We start from the raw sequence: 26,894 nt of genomic DNA, 5'->3' as shown, positions 1-26,894 counted from the left end.
GCCTTTTCATGGTTGACCATACGGGAGGTCGGCGCTAGGCTTTGAGCATGCCTCACCATTTGAGCCCGCTGGACCTGGCCTTCCACGCTCTGAGCGATCCTACGCGGCGCGCTGTGGTGTCGCGACTGCGCGAGGGTGAGTTGTCGGTCAGTGCGTTGGCGGAGCCGTTTGATATGGCCTTGCCTTCGTTTTCGCAGCACCTCAAGGTGCTGGAAGATTGCGGGCTGATTGCCAGCGAGAAGCGCGGGCGGACCCGGTGGTGCCGGCTCCTACCGGAACGGTTCGACGCGGCCGCTGACTGGATGGAAAATGAACGCCGGCTCGCGGCAGAGCGGCTCGATCGGCTGGAAAAGTACCTCGACCGGACGTAAGAGGAACGCTGATGACGATGACGTTCGAGGACTTGCTCGAAACCTGGTCTATGGACCGCGAGATCGTTTTGGTGAAGGTGCTGAACCACCCGCGCGCCAGGGTTTTTGCCGCATGGATGGACCCGGCAGCGCTATCTCAATGGTAGGTCCGGAGGGGCTGAGCATCGAGAGCCATGAGGCCGATATCCGCGAGGGCGGGTTCTGGCGCTTCGACATGGTGGGCGTGTTCGAGGGCAAGCAGCAGCGTTTTTCCAGCGTGATGCGGTTCATCCAGATCGTTGCCAATGAGCGAATAATTATCGACTATGGCGGGGAGGACGGCGATCCCAACCGCTTCTACATGGTGGTGACCTTTGATGAGCAGGGTGATGGCAAGACCGTGCTGACCATGCGTCAGCTACACCCCAGCCGCGAACGGCGGCAAGCCGTGGTGACCTTTGGTGCAGTGGAATATGGGCTGCAGACGTTAGGCGGGCTGGAGAGATGGTTGGCCTAACGGAAGACTGTTCTATTTGCGCTTAGGATCAGCGTCCAGCGCGCTGCAGGACGCTTCTTCAATCGTTCCTAGCCTGCCTCAAGGTTGTCTTGATTACGGAGCGGGAAAACTGGGAGAACGCAGGTCTTCAGCCAAGACTCGCTCTGAGATAATGAGCAACAATGGAACAGCGACACTCCTTGCAATAAATTCCCTCTCATGAGCCAACTTTACTCTCTCATCGACACTGCGGAGGCGCGGCAGGAGGTCAAGAAGAGCCGTTTCGTTGCGTTTGCCGGGGCGGTGGAGGACGAGGAAGCGGCCAAGGCATTTTTGGCCGAACACGTCGACCCGTCGGCCAGTCACAATTGCTGGGCCTGGCGCATTGGGCAGAGCTATCGGTTTAGCGACGACGGGGAGCCAAGTGGCACAGCTGGCAAGCCCATTCTGCAGGCCATTGATGGTCATGGGTTGGACAGGATCATTGTGGTGGTGACACGCTGGTTCGGCGGCGTCCTCTTAGGAAGTGGGGGCTTGGTTCGCGCTTATGGCGGTACGGCAGCGATGGCTCTGAGCTCCGCTCAAAAACGCGAACTGGTCGCCATGGCTTCGGGACGGCTGGGCTGCTCATTCGGGGACCTAGCAGTCCTCCAATCTCGGATCGGGTCGATTTCCGGCGTCACGCTCCATAGTCCTGAATTTCACGAAACAGGATCGCGCTGGTCCATCACCATGCCAATGTCCAAGGTTGAAACGATAGGCGACTTGATCAGGGACCTAACGGGCGGACGAGCCTATCTGGAACTCGACGACTAAGGCAACGCCCCCTCTCAAGGCAGGGTTGATTGACGGTTGCAATTGGACTCAACCTTTGAGGCTGCCAAATGAACGCTGAAGTGGCTGGGACGGAAGGGTATGACGAGCATGCAGTTGAGCTTGTCGCCTGGTGGCAGCAACTGTCTTTCACCGATCGACCCAAGCAGGTGCTGCAGCTTTTTCCGCAGCTTCCTTCGCTGATCATCGATATTGGCGCAGGCATAGGGGTGGATGCTGCTGGCCTTGCTGCGCTGGGTCACAAGGTTGTGGCTGTTGAGCCGGTCGCTGCCCTACGCGAGTCAGGTCGGCAACTTCATCCATCGCCCAATATCGAGTGGGTCACCGACGCGCTGCCTAGTCTTGGAACACTTATGCCTCGCGTGGGAACGTTCGATCTGGTCCTGCTTTCAGCTGTTTGGATGCACCTCGACGAAGGAGAGCGAAGGCGTGGTATGGCGCGAGTTTGCGCGCTCTTGCGTGAAAGTGGACGCATCATCATGTCGCTCAGGCATGGGCCAGTTCCAGACGGCCGGCGCATGTTCCCGGTGACCTCCAAAGAGACTTCCGAATTGGCCGCAAAGGAAGGCCTTCGCTGCATCCTTGAACTGCACGCTCAATCGGTGCAGCAACGAAACAGGGCTCAAGGCGTAACCTGGACCCACTTGGCATTCGAGAAGTAGCCGCTGAGCGTCGGCCCAGCGCGAGTCGTGAACCGATTTGGGGAATCACTTTGGTAAGGCACCGGCGAATTTCAGAAAGCGCATTCTCCATTAGCATGCCTCTTGCATAAGGCATGGTCCTCCAATAGGTACTTCCTCTGTGAGGCCACGTGGCGGAGTGGTGACGCAGCGGATTGCAAATCCACTGCCATGCCCGCCAATCAACAATTTTCTTGCACACACCACCTGTCAGATGCGCTCAAACCGGGTGCGTTACGAGGCGTTTTGCACACGCTTTTTGTGCACCCGAACGCTGGTCTTTCGCATCTCTGCGCCGCGTGAATAGCGCTTGCCCATGCCTTCCGACAGATCGCCCAGCATGTCGGCCACTTCACGGTCGCTGAAGCCTTGCTCGCGGAGCTCACTGCTGAATGTCACGCGCAGCCCGTGCAGCGTCAAATCGCTGGATGAGGGCAGGGCGGCTTTGAAGGGCTGGGACGCCTTGAAGTCCTGCCAGGCTTTCCGCATGGCGTTCTCGCTTGGGTATTTCCTGCCCAGGCTGTTCCGGCAGATAGGCGCATTGCTCGCCGGCTGCACCACACCGTCACCCGCCTTCATCTGATCGAGCAGCGCTCTCAGATCGGCCGGCACGCCGATGGTAATCTCCCCCACCTTATCGCCGTTCTTGCGCGGGACGAATGCCAGCACCTTTCCCATGTCGGGATCGTCGCAGTAGTTCTCCCATGTCAGCACAGCTATGTCCTGGCCACGCAATCCGCAGCCTTTGGCTATGGCCAGAACTGCCCGCAGATGGGCAGGGGCAAGGCTGTAGGCCGTTTCCCACTCCTTGCCGCTCCAACGTCTGTTAGCGTCAGCATCTGCCTTGTAGAGCCTCCGGACCCCTAGTGCAGGGTTGGTCTTGAGCAATCCAGATTCCACAGCTTCACTGAACACGGCTGACAAAACGGCCAGAACAAAGTCTGAGAACTTGTCGCCCTTTGCTGTGGCGGCGGCATCTCGAGCTTCCACGACATCGGCAGTTTCATATTCGCCAGCATTGTCGTCAAAGATCGGGTCTAAATAGAGCAATACCTTGTCGTAATCCGACTGGGTGCGTTCAGCCAGGTTCTGCCAGCGGCGGCTGAGCTTATAGCGCTCTACCAAAGCGCCAATCGTTCCAGCCTCATGGACCTTTCGGCGCTTCCGCTCTGCGGTCGCGTAGGCATGAAGGAACTTCGGCTCGGCCATGATGCGGTCGAGCTCGTCGCGTTCACACTTGGCGGATAACAGGAGCTGCCCTGTGGATCGGAGCGACACATACCACTTGCCGACGCTGTTCCGGCGAATGTTAAGCCCTTTGAGCTTCACTTTGGGCACGCAGTCTTTCTCCCACACCGAGCCGACGCTGCGGGCGGGGATTGTCTAGGGACAGCAGCCATTCGTCTAGCCGCACTCTGAGGTAGCGCTTGCCGGCGTTTGAGCTGGTGATAACTATGGGGATAACCGGGCAGACAGCCGAGAAGGTATCGACCGAAATCCCGCAGTAGGCAGCCGCCATCTGCTGGTTCATTGCGGCAGGCCAGTCGGGCAGGGCAGAGGCTGCAAGTTTAGCCATCTGCGAAACCCTTGTTCGCGAGTTCCAGCAACACGTCTGCATGGCACGGACCATCAAGGCTGCACCAGCAAGCCAGGTTCTTGCCGCGGAGTGGCGATAGGTCTGCGGGATATCCGGCAGCAGCCAGAAGCTCCGGATCTTCCATCATCTGCCGGAAGAATCCGACTGCGCCGCCGCGATCATGTGCGGTGCGACCTAGTGGGCCCGGCGCGCCAACTGCAAACGGGTTGCCCCACATGCCTGGTCGGCCAACGCTTACGGTGTTCTCTGGCATGCGCCAGCCTTTGCGGCGGGAGAGTTGCACGCGAAGGGGTTTGCTCATCCTTCCCCCCTGATCTTGCTGGCAGCGGCTCGGAAAGCGATTGCATCTTCATGCTGCTGTTGTCCGCAGACGCAGTTCTCAACATCGTCCGCTTCGTCCTGACAGTACCGCTCATAGTAGATCGCGGCAGCACCCAGAGCCTTCTCCGCTTCTAGTAGGCGAGCTTGCAGGGAGGTGATGATGTCGTCCGTGAGCGCAGCGCGGACTATGTTCACCACATCTTCGAACTCGATGGTAATCTCACCAACGCTGCCGCTATCCAGGTCGGCCAAGGCAATGTCTCTGGAATGGCTCTCGTGATGCGGCCACCATTGTTCACGAGCTATCCGCTCCGCCAACTCGCTGATGTTGTCGGGGTTAGACATTGGCTTGATGGTGCCGGCGGTAGCGATCATGCTGCGTCCTTCCGTTCGTCCTGCATGGCGCGAAGTGCTTCGATCATTCGCTGCTCGGCAGGGGTGATTGTGAATTGTTGTGGAGGAGCATCCCACTGGCGCCGGCGCAGGATCTCTTGCGCCATGGATCGGATCATCCAGGCACGATCGCGCACGTTGCTGCCGCGCTTGGCCAAGACCTCCAGCTGATCTGTTGTCAGCGGTGGATCATCACGCGTTGCCATTAGATCCTCCTAAGAGTGACCACTTGTCGATTGGTCTGGTGGCGGAGCGCTGCTTCTGCCGCGGCGGAAAGCCAGCAGAGCGCATTGTTGGTTCTGGCCTGATGCCGAGATGCTTCTTGCGAACAGCAGCGCTCTTGGCCTTCTCAGCCACGTCCTGCCTTGTCTTTTCGCGGTGCTTGTCTCGAATGACCGGGAAGATGTTGCTCTCTCGGTTGCCGTGCCCTTCGCCGGTCCAATTGATAAGCGCGATGCGGTGGTCATAGTCGACCTGGTCGCTGGTGGTGATCTTCCGGCCGGAGAGGTAGCAAATGTCCTTCTCTCGCTCGCGGACGCGGAGCTTCACTCGATCCGGTATTTTGCTATCCGGTGTTTTGCCGATCCACTCCGGCACTGCCCTAGCCATCGTCGACCTCGCCGCGGCCGGCTGACGTCAGGTGGAACCTTGGGCCATCATCTGTCTCTTCGATCGACAGCAATCCAGCACGTGCCATACGCTGCAAAGCCTTATGCCCTGCCTTTGGTATAGTGGTGTCAGTACCTGGGCAGACGGACCCGCCAGCGGAGTTGATGAGCTCGAGCAACTGGCGTTCTTGGTCGGTGAGCTTACGCATGGGCGCTGCTCCGCTTCTGCTTGATGGTGTGGTCGATCTTGGCAATCGCGAGGAGCGCAGGCTTCAACTCTGCTGGGGCGCTGTCATACGCCATCACCCGTGTTGCCTTGCCGCCGTTAAGGCGAGGCAGAACGCCACGCGGGATCGCTTCCCAATTCGATGGATCCGTATTGAGCTTGTTGCCGTCCAGGCACTTCAGCGCATAGCCTTCCGGCACAGGCCCGTTATGCTGGGTCCATAAATGCACATGCTTGTGGACATAACGCCGATCATAGCCGGTGTGTGGGTTCGTCTCGGCAACGCTGATCTCGATATAACCGTCCTTGTTGATCCGCTCATGGCCAAGGAACTTGGTGTTGTGCGGCTCCTGGCCCTTCTTGAAGTGAGTCTTGCGGGCATTCGGGTGACGCCCTCCAACACCATCAGGGCAGCGCTTGCCCTTGTTGTGCGAGACGTTGCCCTTGGTGAACTGGCCCGTGCGTCCGGTTTTCCAACCCAAACGCTTCCGCAGCGCATGAAGATTCTGAGGGCGAACGTCCTCACGCGGAAACGCCTCGATGAAGGCGCGATGGTATTCGGCTATTGGCAGAAGGTGGTTTTCCTTCAACCAAGCCATCTCCGCAGAGCTAAACTTCCGGTGGCGCCCTTTGTATCGGTCGCCTTCTCGGCCTGTCTTCCACCCCTTGCGCTTACGCAGGCCGTGCAGGTTCAGTGCTGAAATATCATCTCGACCGAAGGTGGCGACAAAGGCGGCATGATAGTCGCTGATGACCATAATCCGGTTAGCTTCCAGCCATGCCATTTCGACGGCGCTGTATGTGATCCGCTTGCCCCTCATTTGCCCGTCTCCACGGTGACGGACTTGCCGATCAGCCCAGAAAGGGCAGGGCGATAGCGGTCGCCGTGCTGCGCAACAAAGGTTGCCGCTTTAAACGTCAGGTCAGCGTTCTTCAGTATCTGCTCCGAAACCGCGACCAGGGCTTCGCCGCGCTTGGCTTCCTGCTGGATCTGCTCGGCCGTGAGATCCTCATCGGACAGCCGCTCGAGCTGGGCGAACAGGTGATCGTTCAGGTCTGAAAGCTTGTTCTTCATCACGCAGCCCCTCTCGGCTCAACAACCCGATCAGGAGCAGGAGGAACTTCAACCCATCCATTCCCCTTACGAGTAAGCACAACAGGCACCTGTCTCCAGTTACCGCAGCTGTCGCAGGTGTATTTGGTGGTGAGGATGGTGGTCATGATTTCACCGGCCAGATCGTTATGGTGTCGCCATGTTCGAGCGCCTCACGAACCAGCCACACAATATCCTCGTCGCTGGCGAAGGGCGCATGGGTGCGGGTTAGGTGGCCATCTTTGTCGCGGCATTCGGCTTGCCAACCGAGGGCTCTGATCTTTTCGGAAGGGGTCAAGTGCAAGGGCTGCGGGTCAAGCATCACAGCAACTCCCAAGGCCATGCGTCGAAGCGCATCCACGTGGCAGCAGCCAGCATCAGCGCGCCCCAAGTGACGAATAGGGTGGTGTTGAGGGTGAGGTTCATATCTCTTCGTCCCCCGCGGTCAGGTCGCGGGCTCGGTCGCGTTCAAGGCGAGCGGAAAGAGTCATGCTCAAGGCATCCCGGATCGCCGTCATCTCTTCGACAGAGACGGGTACTTCATGAACCCCTATTGCAAGCGACATCATCTCTTCATCGTCCTTGCGGAACGCGTCGGCGGTAAATGAGCCAAGGTTGCCGTTCCCCCAGAACATGACCTCGAACGACATTGCGCGCGGTCTTGCGTAGAAGTTGGCTGGGTCAACTATCTTCCTCATTCCGCGGCCTCGATGTTGTCGTGGTTCAGATCCGTATCGCCTTCGACAGCAACACGAGCTTCCATGTCCTTGATACGGTTGAGGGCTGCGCGGCCGTCTCGGCGCTGTTCCAGCATCTCCCGAGCCTTGGCAGGGCCGAACTTGTCGAAGTCCTTGCGCCATTGTGCCAGGTCCTCTTCATGCTCGCGCCATTCCCGCTGCCGTTCCTGCTTGGCCTCTTCCGACAGCCGGTTCCAAGCGGCCATTCGAGCCGCAATAGCTGAGGCGCGTTCGGTCTTGATGCTTGGCCGATAGGTGAGCGGATTGGCGCCATGGGAAATGTTCGGGCGCCTCTTCTGAGTTCGATCCATTATGGCCATAGATCAGCCTTCCTTGATGTTGTTGAGGGCATGGAGCGTGCGTTGCACTGCGTCCTTAGCCAGGAGGGTTTCTTGAGAGAGGTTGCCGCCATTGCCATTGCCGACGAACTGATGTCCGATGATGTCGCCTGTATCGTCACGCTGGACGCAGGCAGCTAAAGCAGCAGCGTCATGCGCAATCCGTTGGAAGGCAGTCAGCAGTTCGTCGGAGATATGCGGCATGGAAGAAATCGGCGGGCTGATTATTGGCCAAACCCGCCGCCCAGGAGGGGGGAGAGATTAGGGAGCGCCGTGAAGACTATCGAGGTGGCCAGCGAAGCAGGCTATGACCGCCCAGTCGCTGAATGCAGCATCCTCGCCTATGCTCCGCCTTGCGCTTTCGGCAGCTTGTATGACAGCGTCATCAATAGCGTCGCCGGCGTCCGCTGCCATGACGTGAGCCTGGAAGGTGCCATTGAAACTGTTGTCGGCCTGATCGGCATATTCGGGGTGAGCGACAATGACGGTGAACGGCGACTTGCCTGCAGCATCAGCGATGTCGTCCAAGACAATAGACGCCTTGATAAGCTGGTCGCGAACCTCTGGAGCATGAACGGTGCAAGCCCCGGCACCTGTCAGCAACGCGCTATTCACCAGCTGCCACTGATCATCGTTCATTGAGTAAACGTCCATTCCCATCCACTCCATAGAGGCGCTTGCCTCAGTGATCTGATGGGTATAAGAATGCATTAATGCACACACACCGTCAAGTGGGAAAATGCATTAATGCACCAATCGGCATTGTCTGTAATTTTGGGACTCGACTCTTCCGCCCGTCTGAGTCGTTAATGCAGTGCGGAACAAACGGAGAACAAGATAGATGCGCGAGGTTAGTGAGTTCGTGGTGATCTTCCCTGGCCGGTTCAACGGAACAGGGATGCAGGAGATTGATCTCCTGCTACGCGCACTCAAGTCAGAGTACCCGCACTATACCTTTGAGCCGGGCTGGGGGAGCAACCTGGACGAGGATTTCAAGGTGATCCCTGTCGTGGGCAGGATAGGTGATGGCGAGGGCGAGGATCCCGACCAGGTGTATCTCTGCAAACCGCTGGACCCGACAGTTATTCCCGATCTGGTCCAGACACTGCAGGTCTATGAAGCGCTTGGCGCTGGCGTGAATTAGCCGCCTAGACCTAGTCCGAAGCGGATGTAGGTGAAGAAGGCAACGCACAATGCCACTATGAACCCGACCATTTGCCAGGTTGTTGGCATAGCGTTCACGCGTCCTTTAATCTCACTAAGGTCACGCATGATGGTCTTGAGGTCTTGCCTCAGCTCCTTGCCGTCTTCCTCTAGCCGTTTAATTCGAGCTTCCATGCCATCAGATGTGCCACCTCCTCCGCTGGATTTCAATGGCTCCTGCTTGGCTGCTCGCAACGCGTCGCGCCGGGCGCGCTCGGCTGCTAGGGAGGGGATTTCAGCGCTCACTTCAACCTCTCAGTAAGTGCGTCAAACAAAGCAACCAACATGTCTTGAGATTCATTCAGGGCGTCCAAAGCGTCTGAGGTCATCTGAAAAGCTGTGTCGTTGTCATTGGATAGCAATTTGAACATTGCGCTGAGGCTCTTGTAATTCGCGCTGTTGGACCGGAACAAGACGGAGAGGAGTTGATCCAACTCAGCAGTCGTAAGAGCCACCGACTTGTTGGCAGCAACTATCCCCGGCCACATCTGGTTTGTTCCGTTTGTTTCCTCGTCTGACACTAACGCCTCCCGACATAGGCAGCTACCCTGCCTAGGATCTTCACGCCATCAACATCAACCTCTTGAGCCTCATAGCTAGGATTGTCGCTGATGATCCGGCAGCGCGGCGGCACGGTGAACATGATCCGCTGCAGCCGTTTTATTTGAGGCTCTGAATAGCCGTCGCTGATCAGGTAGACGCCATCGGCGCGTAGCTCGTGTTCGGTCAAATCGATGATGACACGGTCGCCTGGCGCATAGTTCGGCAGCATGGAATCGCCTTGGATGCCCAGGACGATGGCGCGATCGGGGTTCGCTACTGCTTCGCGCAGATACGCCGGCGGGATGCGCCACTCATCCAGGATCTTGTGAGCGGAGATGGTGCCGTTGCCAACCGGCAGCACCATAACCTCGCCAACGGCACCTTCACCGCCTCCAGCCTTTGCATCCAGTTCGGGAATAGCGCCAGGGATTTGAGGGCTATAGCTCTCTCGCTCGTACCCTTCGCCATCAGCATCAGGCGTCGGCTGCCAGTTTTCATCCAGAGGCACCCGCTCCAGCTCGCGCACTGTGCCGAGTTTAGACAGGAATGAAGCGAGCGATATTCCAGTTGCAGCAGCGATCTTCTCGATAGTCGTGCTCGACAGCGCGAACTTATGCTCCGGATCGTTGAGCGGCCTAGTCAGCGTTGTTGAGGGCATGCCCGCTAACTTCGCGAGCGCAGTGGCAGAGAGGTTCTTCGCCTCCATCACATGCCGCACATAGGCCTTGGTATCTTCGCTCATTCCGGTCATGGCGAAACCGTAGCCAAAAAATGCACAAATGCACCGTGCATTAATGCTTGCATGGTGTGCATTAATGCTGCATAGTGCATGACTATGAGCACTGCAGATGAAATCGCCGCATTTGAGAAAAGCGTCAAGGCCCGTGACCTGCGCATCGCTGATGTGCTGCGTGAAGCTGGCATTGATCGATCCATGTGGACGCGCTGGAAAAGCGGCAAGACCACGCCACGGCTAGACAACTGGCGCGCAATGGAGCGGGCAGCTGATGTGCTTGCTGCTTCTGCGGGAGCGGCAGCATGAACCGTCCGGCAGATATTCCCCACGAGACATACGAGCGTGCTGTCACTCTCTGCCGCCGGTTCCGCAATGCATCCAATCAGGAAGAGCTTGTAGCTCGGGTTCTGATGGCGCTGGACACCAAGCCAGGCAGGGCAGGGCTCACCAATCAGCAGGCAGCCGCTCTGAAGTTCATCGAGCGCTACCAGGACGAGCATCAAGCCGGCCCCACCTATGACGAGATCAAGGATGCGCTCGGCCTCGCCAGCAAGAGCGGTGTGCATCGCCTGGTGCATGCTCTGATCGAGCGTGGCGCCCTGAACGCGCTGCCCAGCCGCTGGCGGTCTGTTTCCATCAGGAGGGCTGCATAGATGCTCAGCAGCAAGTTCCTCAAAGACATCATGACTGAGGCCTATCCGATCATTAAGCGCCAGCTTGAGGATGCGCAGGTAATTGCCTCTTTCCGCGATCTCGTCAGCGCCAATGGCGGCGACTGGTCGGCCCTCAAAGCGCTGATGAAAGCTCATGTCGAGGATAGCCTTGACGAGGGCGGAGACGGCAAGCGCGTCAAGAAGATCTTGGATAAGGCCGACAGCTCGAACGCCTATGCCGAAATGCTCGGCTTGGCGAATATGAACGAAAAAAATTATTTTGCCGAAGATGCGCAGGAGACGCGGCTGGACCCAATCGCCGCTCTCCGCGCCGATCCGGCCATGGCCATTGTCGAGCCATCCAAGCTCAAGACGAAATCCGAACCGCAGCCGACCAAAGCGGCTGTGCAGATGCAGGCGAGCGCCGACGGTCCGCAAGCAGCCGAAGGCGTGGTCATTCCAGCTTCTCTTGCCGGTGCGGAAGGCATCGTAGACCGGCAACCTATTCAGCCGGAAACGGCGAACGATTGCCAGCAGCCTCCGGAAACCGACCAGCGGTTGAGCGTTGCTGGGCCTAGGGACACCGCTGGGAGGCAGTCGGCCGACACCCTCAGAGCCGGACGTGGACGCCCAGGTGATGGCGTGACAGCCGGAGAGACGGCACCTGTTCCCAGCCCGGGTAAGTCGGTGGAGGCTCCGGCCTCTACCGCTCCGCGCCAGCTCTATGCCGCTCCCGGCGTTATTACCTGGGAACATGCCCCACCAGAAGGCGTAAGGCGTCACGACTATAGCCAAGCCTTCGGCGATCTCGGTCAAGATGCAGCTGTCATTGAGGATGATCTGGCGAACGCCGCTGCAGAGCCTATCGTGAAGATTGGTCCAGTAATCCTCGACGGCTGGGCCCGCTACATCAAATCCCGCACCATGGTCAGCCTCGATGGCAAGCCTGTTGAATACTCGGTTGTCCAGTATGACGGCACCGATCCGCTCATGGACTGCATCCGCTGGAACTTGGCTGGCCGCATCCTCAACGATGCTCAGAAGCGCACGATAGCGCAGCGTCTCGCCCGCCTGGAGCCAAGCCGCAAAGAAGAAATCTACAGCGCCTTCGAACTCGGAATGGAGTTGGTTGTATGAAACGCGCTTGCGTCTCTCCTGAACGATCTGCTCGCCTGTGTAACTGCCTGGTGCTTGCCGCTGGCGCATGTCTGGTCTTGATCACTGCTGTTGAATTTGGGGCTGCTACGCTGCGACTGATCGGCGGTGCGCTGTGAGCGCTTTCCGCATCGGTCAGAAGGTCGTTTGCATCGAGGCCAAGTGGCGGAGGGGGAGCATACCGCGGCTCGACTGGCTCAAGATGCTCTACCTTGGGCTTCCCGTTGTTGGCGGTGTGTACGTGGTCACCGGCATCGGGCCTCATCGGTTTGGCGGCTCAGCCTTGTCGCTGCAGGGCTATGGTTCCTGCGGCTTCCACAGCGACTTCTTCCGCCCTCTTGTCACCCGCACTCAAGAGCAGGATCTCGAACACTTCCTGCCATTGCTAAACACGGTCGAGGAGCCCGCCTAATGCGAGCTTCTCCCACCATCAATCACAGCCAAGAACGGGATCGCTCGAACGATCCGCAGCCTTGGCTTCATCTTCGGGCGTTTCTCCTCCCCGCCCGAGGGCGAGTGATCATCATCGATTCCCTCATCGAGAAGGTCATTCGCCCATCCCATTATGTGCGGCTTGACGGCGCCAACCGTCTTTCCGCGCAGTTCCTGCCGGCGCAGCAACGCTCTCAATTCCTCGCTGACCGGCCTCTCCATCTTCGTCGCCTTTCCTGTTCTGCTTCATCCGATGGTTCAAAAACTATCGGGAAGGCATTTGCAGATGGGCAAAATCTCTTTGCACGAGGATCAAAAAATGACTGATCTCTGCGCAAACGACCTAGAGCCGGAAACGCTGGTCAATCAGGCTAGAGAATGGGCAATCGCGCTCTGGGAGCGTGCAGAAGGGCTGCAGGGCCTAGGCAGTGAAAACGCCAGGCATACGGCTGCTCGCTGGGCTGGAGTAACGCCCGGGCTGCTGTGGAGCCTGCGCTATCGGCCGCCAGCCAGCATCGACGCTTCACCCTACCTGAAGCTCCAGAACACCTATGACCGCTTGATCAAATCGGTGGAGGGCAAAAGTGCCGAAAACCTCATCGCCCTCAAGGCTCTCCCGACTACTCCGTCTCGTGCGCGGCTTATCGCTCAACTGGAGGAGTTTTTGGGAATTGCGGCGAGCGAGGAAGCACGACCGCCTTCCAAACGAGCCGGCTGAAAAGCCGAAGGGAGACTGAAATCATGGGTAATCCTCGTAATTGGACCAGAGACTTCAACGCTCGCAATAGAGAGCTTCAGGAGTTCGTAAAGCAGCGGGCAGGGAAGTCGCAGGTTAAGCGGAGGGAAGCTCGGGAGAGGGCTGCTGTTCGACCGGCTGTTGCTCATGAGGATGCACGCCAGTGAACGCGCAGCAATGGGCTTTCAACGAGCTCGACATTCGCCGCCAGGAAGAAGCCGGACCAGACACAGCAGACATGCATGTCGCTCGTCGCAAGCGTCGGCAGGCTCGTGGCTACAGCAAGAAAACAGCAGATGACCTTGTTGCCTGGGCAGAAGAGCAAGACCGGATGGCAGCATGACCGCCTCCTTCATTCCGCTGCTCGCCGTCCAGCAGCGATCGCATAGCCGCATCTATGCGCTTTCGGCCCTTGAGCATGTCAGCGGGGCAGATGTCCTATCTGCCGGCCAAGCTGTGCGCGAACGGTTGCGCGGGAAGCCGCTGGTTGCGCTGCCAAAGCGCGAGAAGCCCATGCATGTTGTTCCGTGGCCCGACACCCCGCCACCGGTGCCTGTCGCCGTCGAAACGGTCGGCAGCGTCCCTCTCGACATGCTCGCACCATGCTCATGGAAGTTCTTGGTGAAGCTTGCTGCCTTGCGTCACCGTCAGACCATGAAGGCCATCCTAGGCAGTGGTCGGAACAAGGATGTCGTGAAGGCTCGGCACGAGGCCATGTACCTAGTTGCTGGTCACACCGGCTACAGCATCGCTCGTATCGGCAACAAGTTCGGCCGGGATCACACATCCGTCCTGCATGCACTCGCCAAGTTCCCGCCGATGCAGCGCGAGCGTGTTTCGCCGTTTGTCTATGACGGTCCTGTTGTTCGGGAAAGGACGCCGCCGGAGCGCGCTGCCATGATCGTGCGCGGCTTTGAGGAGGGCGTGCCCAGGGCCGAGATCGCAGAGCAGATCGGCATGTCTTTGGCGACTGTGAAGCGGTTTGCCTATGAGCACAGCCTGACGCACCAAAGCCGCCGTAAGCGCGGCGGCAAGGCCACCAATGGCTGACCCTCGTTTTTCCATCATCCCAGCAGATGCAGTGCTCGATAAGCGGATAGAACCGCGTGACCTGCAGGTCCTCTGCGTATTTGGGAAGCATACGGATAAGCGGGGCTGGTGCCGCCGTTCGCAGGTCGTCATGGCCCGCGAAATCGGCTGCGCTCGTTCGACCGTCCAGGCGTCGATTGACCGCCTGGTTGAGGCGGGCTGGCTGGAAAAGCGGCCAGTTACCGAAATCCACACCAAGGGTGTAAGGGGCAGCGCGCACGAATACCGTGTTGTGCTTGATGTACCCGACCCGACACAAGATGTGGTGTTTACCCCTGCCGACAGGTCGGCACCCCCTGCCGCGCATACATCGGCACCCCCTGCCGACCCAAGGATCGGCACCTATGTTAACGACCCCCTTTCAACGATCCCCTCTCTAACGAGGGGTGAGCGAGCGTCGTTCGATGAAGTTTGGGATGCATTCCCCAAGCGCCCGATGACTAACCGCAAGGAAGCCCAGAAGGCCTTCTCGAAGCTAACTGATGATGAAACCCAGCGGTTGCTCATCGCGGCCAAGCGGTTTGCTCAGTGGCACATTGAGGATTCCGAAAGCCGCGGCGTGAAGCCTGAGGATCAGCTGGAGTTCCGGCCAGGGCTGGGGAAGTGGATCAGGACGAGCGCTTGGATCGGCGCGCTGCACATCAGCCTCAAAGCTGATCCCGTGCCGCCCCTGGCAAATGGCCTGGTGGTGCTCAAGCCAGATCACCCTGACTTCCAGGCAGTCGAGAAGATGCGCGGCCGTCCAGTCATCGTTGGCAAGTCCGGCACATCAACATTCCGCATTGAAGAAATCGAGCAGGCGAGGGCATCAGCATGAACCCGAACAACAAGCCTTGGTCAGAACACGAGACTCGCACCCTGATCCCCATGGCCCGCGAGGAAGCCTCATATTCAGAGATTGCCAAGACGCTCGGCCGCACGCTGTCGGGAGTGACAAGCAAGGTTTCGAGCCTGCGTAGCGCCATCAACAAGACGCCTGATCCAGTGGCTCCGGTGTATGCCCCGCGGCCGGGCTTATCGCGTGGGGAGCGGCTGACAGCGACATACTTTGGCGATCCGCCAATGGGCCGCAGCGCCCTCGATCAGAAGCAGGCGCAGGCATGAACCAAGCAGAACGCATCGAAGCGCTGCGGACGCGGGCCCAAGAGCTCCAGTTCGCAGCCCGAAAAACATCAGGCAAGCAGCGGCTGAAGCATCTCGCCAGCCTCTCCAAGATCCAACGTCAGATCGCCGGGATGACCGGCCAAACCAAAACACCAGTGAAGGAAGCGTAGAATGGCAAAGGGCAGGCCACGTAAGGCAGGGGTAAAGCGGACCAAGAGCGGACAGATTAGCCGCGCCGCAAGCGCCTACAACGAGAATGCAGATGCGATTGCACTGCGCATGAAGGTGTTCGGTTTGACCGAGAAGGAAGCCCGCGACCAGAAGGCAGCCACCTATGTTGGCCGGCTGTGCCTGGCAGGAATGCGCAGCACCACTGACGGCATTACCGAAGCTCAATACGATGCTGCGACAGCATACCGAGAAGCCTATCAGAACTTCCAAAAGGCGGTGAAATCACCCGATGCTCTTGCCAGCGGCAATGGCGGCGCCAGCGGTGCAGAAGGGCCTGGCTATGAGACTTGGTGCCAGCGAGCTATCATCAAGTGGGAAGGCATCCAAAAGGCCATCCAGACCGAGCAGGGCTTCCACGAGAACCGCGGTGCCAACATGTGGGCTGCATTGGATTACCTAGTCGGCCGTGATCAGCAGCATCCGCACATGGTGGGTGATCTGCGGTTGGCCCTGAACGCGATCGGGCATCACCTGGGCATCATCCAGCGGCCTAAGCGTCACACAGTGGATAATGCAAAGGCCGCTTGACTAGAACCCACATCAAGGCAGGATTTCACCCATGGCAAGACCTCGATTGCAAAACGTTGAACGCACTCCTTCCGGGCAGATAAGCAGATCGCGCAAAAGCTATGAACAGCGCGGGCTGCTGAGCCACGATGGTTACGTGGTGTATTTTGCAAAAGCAGACGATGGAATGAAAATAGGCTTTTCAGGAGCGACGAAGAGCCGGATGCCATCGATATCGCGGGATAAGGGCCGCGTAGTGCGAGTGGTAGGTTTGGCGCATCTCCCAAGCGAAGCGTTGGCCCGGAAGCTGGAGCGGAAGTTGCACGAGACACTCTCAGGAAAACGGATCAAAGGTGAGTGGTTCGAACTGACGATGTCTGATGTGCTTTCGGCTCTTGCAATGTGCCGGAAGATCGGTATTCGGACATCTGGAGGGCAAGACGCATCTGATGATGTGCGGCTTCTATCGGGGCTAGCATATGGATCAGATCATGCGGTCGCTTGACTAGCGCAGCAAATCACCCTATCCGTAACGTTAATGCGATTTTCAGACTATCGTCTGAACCAGCCCGCCAGCGAAAGCTTTGGCGGGTTTTGTCATTTTCGCTCATGTTTCGCCCGCGCTGAGATCAGTGCCAGAGCAGCGCCATAAGCGATGCCGGCCATCGCCCATATTGCAGCATGTCCGCCATTGGCCATTGAATTGTAGAAGTAGGCAAACACCCCAAAGACGAGGGTGGCGATAACCATCTTCCAAGTAGCAGGCATGGTGTTCTCCTAAATGCCTAAGCTTACCACCCTCAAGCCCAGGCTTAGCAAGCTGCCGCCAAGACTATCCACACCGAGGATGGTTCGAGACACCAAGTACAGCCCAGACGCAACAGTGCGCGGCTGGTATCACTCCACCAGGTGGCAGAAGCTCAGGCAGGCAGTGCTAGAGCGCGATCTCTACACCTGCCAGCACACTGGCGTGATCCTCGCCGGCAAGGCGCCGGCACCGACCAGCCCTGTCGTCCACCACAAGGTGCCGCACAAGGGCGAAGAGCAACTGTTCTGGGACATCAACAACCTCGAAGCCGTGTCAAAAGAATGGCACGACAGCGAGGCGCAGAGGGAAGAGAAGCGAGGCTACTGACTAATCCGCGTCCAGGCAGTCGTCACAAAGCCCATGAGCACCTGCGGCAGCTGTAGCAGTGGAGAATGGGCGCCCGCAGTGAATGCACCTAGCATCAGGCTTACGTGCATCCTGCACAGACCCATGGTTCTGGCGCCTGCGGTGCTCTGCTTCAAGTTCTTCTTTGGTCCATTCGGCCATCAGTATCTCCTCGGCTTTGGCTCACAGGCAATGCCGTCATAGTCAGCATCATTGTTCTCGTGGTAGCCCGGCTGCCCGCGGTATGCTGGCGCTAGGCCGACCGTTCTCGCCATACTACAATTGAAGCCCGCTAAGAGATGTCGAGCTGACACGTGCCAAGGCCAACTGCTCTGGTAGATGAACACGCCAGAAAAGATAGCAAGAATGCTGGCTAGGCAGAACAGCTGCACGACTTGCTGCCTCTGCCACCACTGGCGCTTTCTGCGATAGCGATACGCGGTTCCCATGCGTTGGTCTTACGACGAAGCTGTTCAAGGCTGGTTGTGAGATTAGATCAACTTCGAAGGACCTAACGTGAATGCACCCGGGGGGTGGTCGAAAGTCCTGAAGGGCTCGGCGTTCCGCACCCGCGTCCCCCTCACGTAGAGATTTTTTCCTCTGGTGGAAATCAGAGGTGCGAACCAAGGCGCGTACCGACCAATGAGTGACAAAAACAGCGCCATCGATTGGGCCTCTATCCGACTGGAATTTGAGGCTGGAAAGCAGAGTATCCGGGCCATTGCCAAGTGGTACAAGATCTCCGACGCCGCGATCCGGAAGCAGGCAAAGAAGCACGGCTGGAAGGTTGCGAACCAGCAGCCAAGTTCGCAGGCAACGGCTTCTGCGAACCCGCCAGTTGTTGCTGCCGCTTCGACAGAGGTCACGAAGGTCGAAGAGGTCATCAGTCGCGGCCGCAATATCGCAGATCGGCTGCTGGACGAACTCGGCGCCGAGACGCTCCACATGGGGGAGATGGAAGTCATCATTCAGCTGAATGAAACCGACCCGGAGCGTATTCAAGCCATTAAGCAGGCCGTGAGCCTGCCGACCCGGGCCAAGACGCTGCAAACGATCGCACTGGCGCTCAAGACCATGGGCGAGACAGCAACCGAAGTGCCGAGGGGAAAGAAGGCGCAGCGCCAAGCTCGGGCGGAAGAGGTTTCGACCGGCGGTAACAAGTTCGCCGTTCCAAGCGCGCCGAAGCTAGCCGTGGATAACACCAGGTGATCTGGTCGACCGCTTGCCCCGATTGGGCAGAACGAATTGTTGCAGGGCGCCCGCTGATACCGGGCAAGCCACTGTTCCCAAACGAAGCATCTGCGGCACTGGACGTGTTCAAGGCGCTTCATATCGTTGACGCGCCGGGGCGTCCGACTTTTGGGCAAGCAGGCGAGCCTTGGGTCTTCGATTTCGTGGAGGCCGTGTTCGGTGCCTATGATGCTGAGAACGGCGAGCGCCTGATCAATGAGTTCTTCCTCTGCGTGGCGAAGAAGAACGGGAAATCCACGATCGCCGCGGGCATCATGCTCACGGCGCTCATCCGCAACTGGAGAGATTCGAACGAGCTGATCATTGTGGCGCCGACCATCAAGGCAGCCGACAACTCGTTCAAGCCCGCTGCTGACATGGTGCGAGCCAATCCGGATCTAAACGCGGCAGAGGATGGTCCTCTGCACATTCAGGACCATCTGCGGACCATCACGCATCTAGGCACCAAGGCTACACTCCGCATTCTGGCTGCTGACACTGGTACGGTGGCGGGCAACAAGGCCGCTTTCGTGCTGGTCGATGAGCTGTGGGAGTTTGGATCGAAAAAGAACGCCGACGCGATGATGCGCGAGGCGGCCGGCGGACGAGTTGCTAGGCCGGAAGGCTTCTTGATCTCGATCACCACCCAATCAGACGCGCCGCCAGCCGGCGTGTTCAAGGATAAGCTCGAGTATGCCCGCCAGGTGCGGGACGGCGAGGTGGAAGACAAGAAGTTCCTTCCGGTCATCTACGAATTCCCGCAGTCGATGATCGAGAGCGAGGCGTATCTCGCTCCAGAGAACTATTTCGTTACAAATCCGTATATCGGCCGCACAGAGTGGGGGCGCCGGTGGATTGAGGATGAACTCGCCAAGGAAAAGGCCAAAGGACCCGAGACGCGCAACGTCTTCTTGGCGAAGCACCTAAATGTGGAGATTGGGCTCAACCTGCGGTCGAACCGCTGGGCGGGCGCCGATCACTGGGGCGATGCCGCCGATGAGGAGCTTTCAAGCCTTCGCCACTATGAGGCGCTCGACCGGTTGCTTGAGCGCAGCGAAGTAGTTGTGGTTGGCATCGACGGCGGCGGCCTGGACGACTTGTTCGGCCTCAATGTTCTGGGCCGTGAGCCGACCGAAGTCGAAGTAAAGTTTGAGATTGATGGCGTGGCGACGATGCGCCGGATGAAGCGCTGGCTCTCCTGGTCGCACGCATGGTGCCACAAAGGGGTGATGGAGCGCCGCAAGTCGATCGCCACGAAGCTGCGAGACATTCAGGCTGCAGGCGAGCTTACCATTTTGGATTCGCCGCTGGGCGACGTGGCGACGATCATCGAGCACATCACGCGCATCAAGGAAATGGGCCTGCTTGGCGGCGTGGCGGTCGACGCTTCTGGCTTGGGCGAAATGGAAGATGCCCTCGATGAAATCGAGGTCACACAAGAGGCCGGCCTGCTCGTTGCGGCCCCACAAGGCGGTTGGATGATGAGCAGCATCAAAGGCGCTGAGCGCCGGCTGGCATCGGGTCTACTGAAACATAGCGGTGGCCCGCTGATGAATTGGTGCGTGCCAAACCTCAAGATTGAGCCGACCGCAACGGGCATTCGGGCGACAAAGCAGTCTGCCGGCGATGCCAAGATTGACCCCGCCATGGCGATGTTCAATGCGGTGACCCTGATGGCGCGAAATCCAGTAGCGAAGCCGGTTTTTGACGCCGACAAATGGATAGCGAGTTACGGATGAGCTGGATCACACGACTGCTCCGGCTCGACGGGGCGAAAGACATCGAGCCGTGGCGCGGTGGGCAAGTTTCGACCGAGAATGCCGACAACTTCGTCACTAACCAGGTCACTGTTGCCGACTACCGTGATGTCCGGTCTTCTCAGTCGGCCGGTTCTATCGGGCTTTCAGCTACCTGGGCATGCGTTCAGCTCATCGCCGGCACAATCGGATCTCTACCCCTGATGGTCTACCGCACGGGGAATGACGGTATTCGCCGACTAGCGAAGGATCACCCGCTCTATTTTGTGCTGCATGACAGCCCAAATTACGACCAGACCGCCGTCAACTTCTGGGAGATCATGGCTGCAAGCGTAGAGCTCTATGGAAACGCCTATGCGTTGATGGAGCGCCGCACAGGCGGTGTGCTAAACGCTCTCCAGCCGATCCGGCCCGACCGAATGACGGTGCGGCGGCTAGAAAATGGCGATCTAGAATACGAATGGAGCGAAAACGGGCGCCGCTATGTGAAGCGCAGCCAGGACGTTCTGCATATTCGCGGACCTCTAGGTGACGCAGTGGGCGGGATGTCGACACTGGCGGCTTGCAGCGACGTGTTTTCGGACGCGTTGGCGGCGGAGAGCGCATCAAGCGGCATATTCAGCAATGGTGTGAGCCCGAGCGGCATCTTGTCCACCCCGGATGGCGTGCAACTTTCCCAAAAGCAGCGCCAAGAGCTCGAAACTCTCCTGCGAGAGCGTCACCAAGGCGCAATTCGCAGTGGCAGCCCTATGCTCCTGGACAACGGGTTAAAGTGGACGCAGCTTTCAATCAGCCCCCATGACGCCGAAATGCTCGAGACGCGCAAATTCAGCGGCGAACAAATCTGCCGCATCTTCGAAGTGCCGCCGGCCATGGTTGGATACGGGGATAAGGCCTCAAACTGGGGCACCGGCAAGGAAGTCGATGTGCTCGGCTTCCAGAAGTTCAACCTTCGCAAGCGCCTGAAGCGTATCGAGCAGGCTTTGCTCAAGCAGTTAGTGCCGCTGGCGGAGCGCCGCGCCCAAGGCATCACCATCGAGTTCAACCTCGAAGGCCTGCTCCGTGGTGACACAGCGAGCCGGTACGATTCCTATGAGAAGGCAATTCGCATGGGTCTTATGACCCGAAACGAGGCCCGCGCCCTGGAAAACCTGCCCCCCGTGGAAGGTGGCGACGTCATTACCGTGCAGATGCAGGACATTCCTCTCGCCGACGCCATCAATGGAGACAGCAATGGACAAGAAAACAGCGCCACTGCTTGAGATAAAGGCGCTCAAGGAGAGTGGCGAATTCGAAGGCTACGGCTCGACCTTCGGTGGCGAACCCGATGCTTATGGCGATGTGATTGCCGCTGGCGCCTACATGGACAGCCTTGCCGCGCACAAGGCCAAGGGCACCATGCCCAAGCTGTTCTGGCAGCACAACCCAGGCGAGCCCATCGGCAAGTGGGTGAATGCCAAAGAGGACGATCACGGCCTCTTGCTGGCTGGCAAGCTGAACATGGACGTGCAGCGTGGACGCGAAGCTTATGCGCTGCTGAAGGCGGGCGACATCGACGGCCTTTCGATCGGCTATCGCATCAAGGAATACAGCGTCGACACGGATTCGGGCGTTTGGACGCTCGAAAAGCTGGACCTGATTGAGGTCAGCGTCGTGTCTGTCGGCGCAAACGAGAACGCAGTCGTGCAAAGCGTCAAAGCCGCCAAGGCTGCTCACGACCTCATGGAAAAGCTGAAGGCTGGGGACCAGCTGACGGCAAGAGAGTTCGAAACTTGGCTCAAGGGGTTGGGCTTTTCGAACTCGCAGGCGGAGCGCGCCGCGCGTCTTCACCTGAAGGGGCAGGGGGAACCTGCCGAAGCGGACCAGACGCTCGAATTTCTTCGGGCACTCCGGGGCTAACCCCCACCCACTAGAGAGACATCACCATGAAGACCATTCCTCTGTTGGCCCTTGCGGCCGGCGGGCGCTTTGGTGCACCCGCAATGAACTACTTCGGCGCCCCGCAGATCGCGTTCGAAGCCCCTACTGACCACGGCAATAAGACTGCTGCCCAGCTCGCAGCCGAGTTCAAGGCCGACTTCGACACCAAGCTCGATAAGGTCAAGGAAATCGCTGAAAAGGCTGCCTCCGAGCCGCTCGCGAAGGGCGTCAAGGATGAAGTCGATCAGCTGCTGATTGGCATGAACGAAGCCAAGGCCCGTCTCGATGAGATGGACCAAAAGATGGCCCGCACTGGCGGAGGCGAAGATCAGCCACGTACCGCAGGCGAGCGCTTCGTTGAAGACGAGCAGTTTAAGGCTTTTGCTTCCCAGAACCGTCCTCGTGGCCGTGTTCTTGTGGAAGTCAAGGACATCACGTCCCTGACCACGGATGCTGCTGGTTCTGCCGGCGCCCTGGTGAACTCGGATCGTCGCGGGCTTCAGGTTGAACTGCCTCAGCGTCGTCTCACCGTTCGCTCGCTTCTGCTGCCTGGCCAAACCATCAGCAATGCCATCGAATACGAGCAGGAGAAGCTGTTCACCAACAACGCCGCTCCTGTTGCTGAAGGTGCAACCAAGCCGCAGTCTGAACTGCAGTTCGAAGACAAGACCGCTACCGTTCGCACGATCGCTCACTGGATGCGTACTTCGGTGCAGATCCTTGCTGACGCTCCCGGTCTGCGCTCAATCATCGATCAGCGCTTGCGCTACGGTCTTGCGAAGGTCGAAGAGGACCAGCTGCTGAACGGCTCCGGCTCCGGTCAGAACCTTTTGGGCCTAGTGACTGCCGCAACGGCCTATGCTGCGCCAGGGAGCCTCACGGCGACCACTCAGCTGGACGTAGTCCGCTTGATGATCCTGCAGGCTGCTCTTGCCGAGTACCCTCCAAACGGCATCGTCATGAATCCGATCGACATGGCAGCCATCGAGATGGCCAAGGATGCCGGCGGCAACTACATCATCGGCAATCCGCAGGGCACCATCCAGAAGACCCTCTGGGGCCTTCCAGTGGTCGAAACGCAGGCCATGACCGTCGACAAGGCTCTTGTTGGCGCTTTCAACCTTGCTGCCCAGATCTTCGACCGTCAGGACGCCACCGTGGACGTCTCGACCGAAGACCAGGACAACTTCATCAAAAACAAGGTGACGATCCGCGCTGAAGAGCGCCTTGCACTCGCCATCTATCGCCCTCAGGCCATCGTCTACGGCGATCTCGGCCGCGTTGCGTAACGAGTTCGGCTGATCACAAGCGGCGGCTCCTTCGGGTGCCGCCGTTTTCATGAGCCGAAGGAGAACCCCATGATCAAAGCAATCCTGATTAAGCCTCTGGACGGCCAGCCAGAAGGCACTGAACGCGAGTTCGACAAGCACGACTTTGAGCGCCTGAAAGCGCTTGGAGCAGTGCGCGAAGCATCAGGCGATACTTCAGCCAAGGCTGCGCCTGAAGCGCAGAACAAGATGGCGCCTGCCGTCGAAAACAAGGCCGTCGAGACGGCGGGCAACAAGGACATTGTTGCCGCCACTTCGCCCGCCGCCAAGAAGAAGGGCTAAGCCAATGGCCAACGTCTCGTCTCAGTCGCGAGTGGCTGCGCGGAAGGACCGCACGGCCGCCTATATCGGGGCGAGCGTTGCGCCAGCCTCTTGGACCATCACGGCGCCCGGTGTCGCTGCTCCGAACGGCCGCGCCTACGTCACGGACGACGCCGGTCGGTACGCCCTGAACATTCAGGGCGCGTACATGACCAAGGCGGTGTGATATGGCGCGCCTATCCGGCCAATCTCGAGTAAGCGCCCGCAAAGACGCAACTGCCAGCTATATCGGCGCTGGTGTTGCCACCCCAATAGAGGGCGTGGGGGTCATCCGAACACTGTCGGTGCTGCGCGACCTGTTCCGGATGCGCGATAATTTAAGGATGACCGACAATGGTTGACCTGATCGGCACTGATGAACTTTGGGGCGCTGTCAGGGAAAAAATCAACTCCAAGCTCTACGGTCGAATGGTCGAGCTGTCCGACTATTTGCCAGCGAACCCTTCAACTGCAACTTGCACGGCCGCCATTGTCGCAGCAGCGGCAGATGCTATCGCGGCTGGCGTTCCACTTCGCATTCGTTCCGGCCAGTTCTATATGGCTTCCGTTGCCACGATTGATGCGCCGAACGGGCTGCATATCGTAGGCGATGGCGCTGACAAATCTTTGTTCTGCCATGACTCGCAGAGCTATATGTTTGACATTCGCGGTGGCACCTATGGCAGTGCGCCTGTCAGCCTCACAGCGAATGCTGCGGCTGGAGACACAGCCCTTACTGTGAGCAGCACCGCATCCTTTTCGGCCAAGCAGTGGCTGAACCTGCAGAGCAATCAGGTCTGGGACGCGTCCAGCGGAAAAGCAGCCCGATATGGCGAACTCGTTCAGGTCAAAGCTGTAACAAATGGCACAACCCTGACGCTCTACTCGCCACTTGACTACGCCTACACAACCGCCAACGGAGCTTCGCTAACTGCTTGCCCCCTCGGCAAAGGACTGCGCTTGGAAGGTTTCGGCCTTGTGAACCGAAGCCCGCTCACTGGCGCATCTGGTGCGGCAGGTGGGCTTGTTCTTCGACAAGCGGAACGGCCTAAGCTGACAGACCTCTACGGCGAAGCGCTTGATGGCCCAATGCTCACCTATTCGGGCGTTGTTGGCGGCAAAGCACAAGACGTGAGCGCCGCCTACCTAGCCGACGACGAAACTAACGGTCGTTACGGCTACGTGCATAATGTGGTGGACGCCACCCGGGGCTTTGTCATCGACGGCGGTCACTCTCGAGCATGCCGACATCATGTGACTACCAACGCTGGCTCCAGCTCAGCCATTGGTGGTGTGCCCGCGCACATCACCGTCAGCGATTGTCAGGCGTCGGCTTATACAAACGCGGCGTACTCGACGCACGAAGAAGGCGACGACATCGTTTTCACCGGGTGTCGCGCCAACAATGGCATGGACATGGGGTATGAGTTCAGAGCCCCACGCTCCAAGGCCAAGTCCTGCGAAGTTGTAGGCGGGAAAGGCACGGGATTTTTAGTCCAGCCAACCGCTGTTCGCTCTGAACTCAAAGACGTAAGCGTGTTCGATCTAACAGGAACAGCGAGCGCGCGCGGCAACCCAACGACCGGCATCAGTCTCTCTGCGCAGGAATGCGTGGTGAGCGGTTTTCATCTGCGCAATATTGGCAACTCAGGCCTCCGCATCGGCGCGAACCGTCAGCAAATCTCGGATGGCCGCATTCACCAGTTCGGGGTCAGCACAAACGTCTACGGCATCCATTGGCCAGGTGCGAGCATCGACAGCTCAATCCGGGACGTGAACATTGACGGTGGCGGCTCATCTGGTCCAACCGGATTGTTCAACGCATCCACGGTGACTGGCACGTTCGTTTCCAACGTGAAAACCAGGGCAGTTAGCACGCCTGCTTCTGGCATAGCTAACCTAACCTCCCAAACGGTGAATGGGTCCGGTGTGACGGAGACGGTGTTGAACTCCACATTAGTTTAGGCAGGCGCGAAGTACCGGGTGCGTGTGTGCTCAAGGAATTTGCGTACTGTATAGGTCAGGGGTTTCTCAACGACCCAAAAGAACGCTATGCCGACCACGATGGACAAAGCCGTCACCCCAACGAAGACTGCAACTGATCCAATGAAACTGTCGAAGCGTGGCAGCAGAAAGCGGTAGCCGGCGTGCATGACTAGAATGTGGACCAGGTATAGGGAATACGAGGCATCCCCCATCATCACGGCGAGACGCGGCGCTGGTTTGTCCGCCAGTGCTGCAAGGCCGTAGATCAATAAAGCGGAAATCGGCCCAAAGATGGCAACTCGGACGTGTTGCAGGGGCGTCTCAGCCAGCCCGATCAGGTCATACAGCAGGGTCATTGCGAGAAGCGCTGCAAGAGCAACGCCGATGGCAACCCAGCCATAGCGGAGAGGCTGCGTAGAAGTTTTAAAGGCAAGACCGATGAAACACCCTGCGCAGAATTCTAGCACAAATGGGCTAAACGCTGTCCCGACCCAGGCGGGGGCGTTGCCTCCCCCTACTGTATGCAGTGCTAGATAACCCGCCAGCACGACAGCGCTCCAGCCAACTAGTGCGGCAGGTAAGAGCTTCCGTGGCAGGGCAGCGATGAACGCGAAGAAGAAAGCGTAGAACATCAGTTCGTATGTGAGCGTCCAAGCTACCGGCACTAAGGGCAGCGTTTCACTTGGCGTCAGCAGGTAAGAACCGACAAGATCGACGCCCCCATGTTCTGAATTGACACTGCCAGGGCTTTTTAGCCAGTAGAGCGTCAGCAAAATGGTGAGCACCCAGTAGGGTGGGTATATCTTGGACAAACGGCTGATCGCAAAGGACGCCGCGGCGCCTGGTGCATCGAACTTCGAATAAGTTGTCACCACCATGATGAACCCGCTGATTACGAAGAAGATGTCCACACCTGACTTCAGCGCATGAGTGGAGTGCGCCCCGTTTCACCGGACAGGCGGCGATTGGGTTTAAGCACTGAGGCGCAGGAACTCTCGTGGTGAGCGGAACTTGAGCCCGGAGTGCGGGTGAACCTCACAGTAGTCCTCGATCCATCCTGGCAGCAAGGCGAGGATGGTGTCGGCGTCTGGGAGGATTGCGGTCGAAGCGTAGTCTCGCTTCAGGGTCTTTACGAAGGCCTCGGACATGCCATTGCTC

The 26,894-nt window shown here is 58.7% G+C and carries 47 protein-coding genes and 1 pseudogene; 27 read left to right on the top strand and 21 right to left on the bottom strand.

Features of this window, described 5'->3' with window-relative positions; translation table 11 throughout:
• The first annotated feature begins 47 nt into the window (after positions 1-47).
• The 4 genes and pseudogenes from DDE77_RS11390 to DDE77_RS11375 all read left to right on the top strand — a co-directional run bounded on the left by DDE77_RS11390 (position 48) and on the right by DDE77_RS11375 (position 2,342).
• The gene (locus tag DDE77_RS11390; RefSeq protein WP_108397603.1) at positions 48-371 is read left to right on the top strand and encodes an ArsR/SmtB family transcription factor; all 324 of its coding nucleotides are present in this window, start codon (positions 48-50) and stop codon (positions 369-371) included.
• A 17-nt stretch (positions 372-388) separates the two neighbouring features.
• Positions 389-867: pseudogene (locus DDE77_RS11385) on the top strand (SRPBCC domain-containing protein).
• A gap of 198 nt (positions 868-1,065) precedes the next feature.
• Entirely contained in the window at positions 1,066-1,662 is a 597-nt protein-coding gene (locus DDE77_RS11380; protein ID WP_108397602.1) for an IMPACT family protein, read from the top strand.
• Between the two features lie 68 nt (positions 1,663-1,730).
• The gene (locus DDE77_RS11375; RefSeq protein ID WP_108397601.1) at positions 1,731-2,342 is read left to right on the top strand and encodes a class I SAM-dependent methyltransferase; all 612 of its coding nucleotides are present in this window, start codon (positions 1,731-1,733) and stop codon (positions 2,340-2,342) included.
• A 252-nt stretch (positions 2,343-2,594) separates the two neighbouring features.
• On the opposite strand, the gene DDE77_RS11370 is transcribed toward DDE77_RS11375, so the two are convergent.
• The 14 genes from DDE77_RS11370 to DDE77_RS11305 all read right to left on the bottom strand — a co-directional run bounded on the left by DDE77_RS11370 (position 2,595) and on the right by DDE77_RS11305 (position 8,327).
• Positions 2,595-3,698, bottom strand: a complete 1,104-nt coding sequence (locus DDE77_RS11370; RefSeq protein WP_157959795.1) for a site-specific integrase — start codon at positions 3,696-3,698, stop codon at positions 2,595-2,597.
• Positions 3,670-3,936: a hypothetical protein gene (locus DDE77_RS11365; RefSeq protein WP_108397599.1), complete on the bottom strand. Its 267-nt coding sequence runs from the start codon at positions 3,934-3,936 to the stop codon at positions 3,670-3,672. The genes DDE77_RS11370 and DDE77_RS11365 overlap by 29 nt, the downstream gene beginning before the upstream one ends.
• Positions 3,929-4,258 carry a DUF4326 domain-containing protein gene (locus DDE77_RS11360; protein ID WP_108397598.1) on the bottom strand — a complete coding sequence of 110 codons (330 nt, stop codon included), beginning with the start codon at positions 4,256-4,258 and terminating at the stop codon, positions 3,929-3,931. Before DDE77_RS11360 ends, DDE77_RS11365 begins: the two co-directional genes overlap by 8 nt.
• Positions 4,255-4,653: a hypothetical protein gene (locus DDE77_RS11355; RefSeq protein ID WP_108397597.1), complete on the bottom strand. Its 399-nt coding sequence runs from the start codon at positions 4,651-4,653 to the stop codon at positions 4,255-4,257. The genes DDE77_RS11360 and DDE77_RS11355 overlap by 4 nt, the downstream gene beginning before the upstream one ends.
• The gene (locus DDE77_RS11350) at positions 4,650-4,877 is read right to left on the bottom strand and encodes a hypothetical protein (RefSeq protein ID WP_108397596.1); all 228 of its coding nucleotides are present in this window, start codon (positions 4,875-4,877) and stop codon (positions 4,650-4,652) included. Before DDE77_RS11350 ends, DDE77_RS11355 begins: the two co-directional genes overlap by 4 nt.
• Entirely contained in the window at positions 4,864-5,268 is a 405-nt protein-coding gene (locus DDE77_RS11345) for an HNH endonuclease (RefSeq protein ID WP_245895185.1), read from the bottom strand. Before DDE77_RS11345 ends, DDE77_RS11350 begins: the two co-directional genes overlap by 14 nt.
• 4 nt (positions 5,269-5,272) lie before the next feature.
• Positions 5,273-5,488, bottom strand: coding sequence for a hypothetical protein (locus DDE77_RS11340; RefSeq protein ID WP_108397594.1), 216 nt, complete (start codon positions 5,486-5,488; stop codon positions 5,273-5,275).
• A complete protein-coding gene (locus DDE77_RS11335) occupies positions 5,481-6,326 on the bottom strand; it encodes an HNH endonuclease signature motif containing protein (RefSeq protein WP_210204380.1) in 846 nt (281 codons plus the stop codon). The genes DDE77_RS11340 and DDE77_RS11335 overlap by 8 nt, the downstream gene beginning before the upstream one ends.
• Complete coding sequence (locus DDE77_RS11330) at positions 6,323-6,580, bottom strand: hypothetical protein (protein WP_108397593.1); 258 nt, start codon at positions 6,578-6,580, stop codon at positions 6,323-6,325. Before DDE77_RS11330 ends, DDE77_RS11335 begins: the two co-directional genes overlap by 4 nt.
• Before the next feature lie 142 nt (positions 6,581-6,722).
• Positions 6,723-6,920 carry a hypothetical protein gene (locus DDE77_RS11325; protein ID WP_108397592.1) on the bottom strand — a complete coding sequence of 66 codons (198 nt, stop codon included), beginning with the start codon at positions 6,918-6,920 and terminating at the stop codon, positions 6,723-6,725.
• Between the two features lie 100 nt (positions 6,921-7,020).
• Positions 7,021-7,248, bottom strand: a complete 228-nt coding sequence (locus DDE77_RS11320) for a hypothetical protein (RefSeq protein ID WP_157959794.1) — start codon at positions 7,246-7,248, stop codon at positions 7,021-7,023.
• Positions 7,249-7,292: 44 nt separating this feature from the next.
• Positions 7,293-7,655 carry a hypothetical protein gene (locus tag DDE77_RS11315; protein ID WP_108397590.1) on the bottom strand — a complete coding sequence of 121 codons (363 nt, stop codon included), beginning with the start codon at positions 7,653-7,655 and terminating at the stop codon, positions 7,293-7,295.
• A 3-nt stretch (positions 7,656-7,658) separates the two neighbouring features.
• The gene (locus tag DDE77_RS11310; RefSeq protein WP_108397589.1) at positions 7,659-7,877 is read right to left on the bottom strand and encodes a hypothetical protein; all 219 of its coding nucleotides are present in this window, start codon (positions 7,875-7,877) and stop codon (positions 7,659-7,661) included.
• Positions 7,878-7,934: 57 nt separating this feature from the next.
• On the bottom strand, positions 7,935-8,327 hold the full coding sequence (locus DDE77_RS11305; protein ID WP_157959793.1) for a hypothetical protein: 393 nt from the start codon (positions 8,325-8,327) through the stop codon (positions 7,935-7,937).
• A 187-nt stretch (positions 8,328-8,514) separates the two neighbouring features.
• On the opposite strand from DDE77_RS11305, the gene DDE77_RS11300 reads away from it, so the two are divergent.
• Positions 8,515-8,817: a hypothetical protein gene (locus DDE77_RS11300; RefSeq protein ID WP_108397587.1), complete on the top strand. Its 303-nt coding sequence runs from the start codon at positions 8,515-8,517 to the stop codon at positions 8,815-8,817.
• Here DDE77_RS11300 and DDE77_RS11295 read toward each other — a convergent pair.
• From DDE77_RS11295 to DDE77_RS11285, 3 genes are read right to left on the bottom strand one after another with little or no spacing between them, the layout of a single operon-like run.
• Positions 8,814-9,122: a hypothetical protein gene (locus DDE77_RS11295; RefSeq protein WP_108397586.1), complete on the bottom strand. Its 309-nt coding sequence runs from the start codon at positions 9,120-9,122 to the stop codon at positions 8,814-8,816. The two genes, DDE77_RS11300 and DDE77_RS11295, sit on opposite strands and share 4 nt — an antisense overlap.
• Positions 9,119-9,397, bottom strand: coding sequence for a hypothetical protein (locus tag DDE77_RS11290; RefSeq protein ID WP_108397585.1), 279 nt, complete (start codon positions 9,395-9,397; stop codon positions 9,119-9,121). The genes DDE77_RS11295 and DDE77_RS11290 overlap by 4 nt, the downstream gene beginning before the upstream one ends.
• On the bottom strand, positions 9,397-10,161 hold the full coding sequence (locus tag DDE77_RS11285; RefSeq protein WP_170116509.1) for a S24 family peptidase: 765 nt from the start codon (positions 10,159-10,161) through the stop codon (positions 9,397-9,399). The genes DDE77_RS11290 and DDE77_RS11285 overlap by 1 nt, the downstream gene beginning before the upstream one ends.
• 93 nt (positions 10,162-10,254) lie before the next feature.
• Here DDE77_RS11285 and DDE77_RS11280 point away from each other — a divergent pair, with 93 nt between their 5' ends.
• From DDE77_RS11280 to DDE77_RS11225, 13 genes are all read left to right on the top strand, one after another.
• A complete protein-coding gene (locus tag DDE77_RS11280) occupies positions 10,255-10,461 on the top strand; it encodes a helix-turn-helix domain-containing protein (RefSeq protein WP_108397583.1) in 207 nt (68 codons plus the stop codon).
• Complete coding sequence (locus DDE77_RS11275) at positions 10,458-10,808, top strand: LexA family protein (protein ID WP_210204379.1); 351 nt, start codon at positions 10,458-10,460, stop codon at positions 10,806-10,808. The genes DDE77_RS11280 and DDE77_RS11275 overlap by 4 nt, the downstream gene beginning before the upstream one ends.
• Positions 10,809-11,945 (top strand): hypothetical protein, encoded by a 1,137-nt coding sequence (locus DDE77_RS11270; RefSeq protein WP_108397582.1) that lies wholly within the window; start codon positions 10,809-10,811, stop codon positions 11,943-11,945.
• Between the two features lie 133 nt (positions 11,946-12,078).
• Positions 12,079-12,375, top strand: coding sequence for a hypothetical protein (locus DDE77_RS11265; RefSeq protein ID WP_108397581.1), 297 nt, complete (start codon positions 12,079-12,081; stop codon positions 12,373-12,375).
• A 104-nt stretch (positions 12,376-12,479) separates the two neighbouring features.
• Entirely contained in the window at positions 12,480-12,722 is a 243-nt protein-coding gene (locus DDE77_RS19470) for a hypothetical protein (RefSeq protein WP_157959792.1), read from the top strand.
• Positions 12,715-13,113 carry a hypothetical protein gene (locus DDE77_RS11255; protein WP_157959791.1) on the top strand — a complete coding sequence of 133 codons (399 nt, stop codon included), beginning with the start codon at positions 12,715-12,717 and terminating at the stop codon, positions 13,111-13,113. Before DDE77_RS19470 ends, DDE77_RS11255 begins: the two co-directional genes overlap by 8 nt.
• Before the next feature lie 181 nt (positions 13,114-13,294).
• Positions 13,295-13,474 carry a hypothetical protein gene (locus DDE77_RS11250; RefSeq protein WP_108397578.1) on the top strand — a complete coding sequence of 60 codons (180 nt, stop codon included), beginning with the start codon at positions 13,295-13,297 and terminating at the stop codon, positions 13,472-13,474.
• Entirely contained in the window at positions 13,471-14,181 is a 711-nt protein-coding gene (locus DDE77_RS11245; RefSeq protein WP_108397577.1) for a helix-turn-helix domain-containing protein, read from the top strand. The genes DDE77_RS11250 and DDE77_RS11245 overlap by 4 nt, the downstream gene beginning before the upstream one ends.
• The gene (locus DDE77_RS11240) at positions 14,174-15,037 is read left to right on the top strand and encodes a helix-turn-helix domain-containing protein (RefSeq protein WP_108397576.1); all 864 of its coding nucleotides are present in this window, start codon (positions 14,174-14,176) and stop codon (positions 15,035-15,037) included. The genes DDE77_RS11245 and DDE77_RS11240 overlap by 8 nt, the downstream gene beginning before the upstream one ends.
• Positions 15,034-15,324 carry a hypothetical protein gene (locus DDE77_RS11235; protein WP_108397575.1) on the top strand — a complete coding sequence of 97 codons (291 nt, stop codon included), beginning with the start codon at positions 15,034-15,036 and terminating at the stop codon, positions 15,322-15,324. The genes DDE77_RS11240 and DDE77_RS11235 overlap by 4 nt, the downstream gene beginning before the upstream one ends.
• A complete protein-coding gene (locus DDE77_RS19465; protein WP_157959790.1) occupies positions 15,321-15,494 on the top strand; it encodes a hypothetical protein in 174 nt (57 codons plus the stop codon). The genes DDE77_RS11235 and DDE77_RS19465 overlap by 4 nt, the downstream gene beginning before the upstream one ends.
• 1 nt (position 15,495) lies before the next feature.
• Positions 15,496-16,083: a hypothetical protein gene (locus DDE77_RS11230; RefSeq protein WP_157959789.1), complete on the top strand. Its 588-nt coding sequence runs from the start codon at positions 15,496-15,498 to the stop codon at positions 16,081-16,083.
• Positions 16,084-16,114: 31 nt separating this feature from the next.
• A complete protein-coding gene (locus tag DDE77_RS11225) occupies positions 16,115-16,567 on the top strand; it encodes a GIY-YIG nuclease family protein (protein WP_108397573.1) in 453 nt (150 codons plus the stop codon).
• A gap of 92 nt (positions 16,568-16,659) precedes the next feature.
• On the opposite strand, the gene DDE77_RS19460 is transcribed toward DDE77_RS11225, so the two are convergent.
• Entirely contained in the window at positions 16,660-16,830 is a 171-nt protein-coding gene (locus DDE77_RS19460) for a hypothetical protein (protein ID WP_157959788.1), read from the bottom strand.
• Positions 16,831-16,843: 13 nt separating this feature from the next.
• On the opposite strand from DDE77_RS19460, the gene DDE77_RS11220 reads away from it, so the two are divergent.
• Positions 16,844-17,197: an HNH endonuclease gene (locus DDE77_RS11220; RefSeq protein ID WP_108397572.1), complete on the top strand. Its 354-nt coding sequence runs from the start codon at positions 16,844-16,846 to the stop codon at positions 17,195-17,197.
• Positions 17,198-17,376: 179 nt separating this feature from the next.
• Here the strand turns inward: DDE77_RS11220 and DDE77_RS19900 are convergent, their stop codons facing one another.
• Positions 17,377-17,490 carry an excalibur calcium-binding domain-containing protein gene (locus DDE77_RS19900; protein ID WP_245895183.1) on the bottom strand — a complete coding sequence of 38 codons (114 nt, stop codon included), beginning with the start codon at positions 17,488-17,490 and terminating at the stop codon, positions 17,377-17,379.
• Between the two features lie 367 nt (positions 17,491-17,857).
• Here DDE77_RS19900 and DDE77_RS11210 point away from each other — a divergent pair, with 367 nt between their 5' ends.
• The 8 genes from DDE77_RS11210 (at position 17,858) to DDE77_RS11175 (ending at position 25,715) form a co-directional block, all read left to right on the top strand.
• The gene (locus tag DDE77_RS11210; RefSeq protein WP_108397570.1) at positions 17,858-18,424 is read left to right on the top strand and encodes a hypothetical protein; all 567 of its coding nucleotides are present in this window, start codon (positions 17,858-17,860) and stop codon (positions 18,422-18,424) included.
• A 104-nt stretch (positions 18,425-18,528) separates the two neighbouring features.
• On the top strand, positions 18,529-20,184 hold the full coding sequence (locus DDE77_RS11205) for a terminase large subunit (RefSeq protein ID WP_342748566.1): 1,656 nt from the start codon (positions 18,529-18,531) through the stop codon (positions 20,182-20,184).
• Positions 20,181-21,464, top strand: a complete 1,284-nt coding sequence (locus DDE77_RS11200; RefSeq protein ID WP_108397568.1) for a phage portal protein — start codon at positions 20,181-20,183, stop codon at positions 21,462-21,464. Before DDE77_RS11205 ends, DDE77_RS11200 begins: the two co-directional genes overlap by 4 nt.
• The gene (locus tag DDE77_RS11195) at positions 21,436-22,101 is read left to right on the top strand and encodes an HK97 family phage prohead protease (protein ID WP_108397567.1); all 666 of its coding nucleotides are present in this window, start codon (positions 21,436-21,438) and stop codon (positions 22,099-22,101) included. The genes DDE77_RS11200 and DDE77_RS11195 overlap by 29 nt, the downstream gene beginning before the upstream one ends.
• Positions 22,102-22,127: 26 nt before the next feature.
• Positions 22,128-23,411, top strand: a complete 1,284-nt coding sequence (locus DDE77_RS11190) for a phage major capsid protein (protein WP_108397566.1) — start codon at positions 22,128-22,130, stop codon at positions 23,409-23,411.
• A 69-nt stretch (positions 23,412-23,480) separates the two neighbouring features.
• Entirely contained in the window at positions 23,481-23,732 is a 252-nt protein-coding gene (locus DDE77_RS11185; protein WP_108397565.1) for a hypothetical protein, read from the top strand.
• 206 nt (positions 23,733-23,938) lie between these two features.
• Positions 23,939-24,112, top strand: a complete 174-nt coding sequence (locus DDE77_RS19455) for a hypothetical protein (protein WP_157959787.1) — start codon at positions 23,939-23,941, stop codon at positions 24,110-24,112.
• Positions 24,105-25,715, top strand: coding sequence for a hypothetical protein (locus DDE77_RS11175; RefSeq protein WP_108397563.1), 1,611 nt, complete (start codon positions 24,105-24,107; stop codon positions 25,713-25,715). Before DDE77_RS19455 ends, DDE77_RS11175 begins: the two co-directional genes overlap by 8 nt.
• Here DDE77_RS11175 and DDE77_RS11170 read toward each other — a convergent pair.
• The gene (locus DDE77_RS11170) at positions 25,712-26,647 is read right to left on the bottom strand and encodes an acyltransferase family protein (RefSeq protein WP_108397562.1); all 936 of its coding nucleotides are present in this window, start codon (positions 26,645-26,647) and stop codon (positions 25,712-25,714) included. The two genes, DDE77_RS11175 and DDE77_RS11170, sit on opposite strands and share 4 nt — an antisense overlap.
• Positions 26,648-26,707: 60 nt before the next feature.
• On the bottom strand, positions 26,708-26,894 hold a 187-nt coding region (locus tag DDE77_RS11165), incomplete at its 5' end, for an integrase core domain-containing protein (RefSeq protein ID WP_157959627.1).

It is taken from the genome of Devosia submarina (assembly GCF_003056345.1).
Classification (GTDB): Bacteria; Pseudomonadota; Alphaproteobacteria; order Rhizobiales; family Devosiaceae; genus Devosia; species Devosia submarina.
The sequence above is the reverse complement of the archived record's forward strand: the minus strand, read 5'-3'. Positions and strand labels throughout refer to the sequence as shown.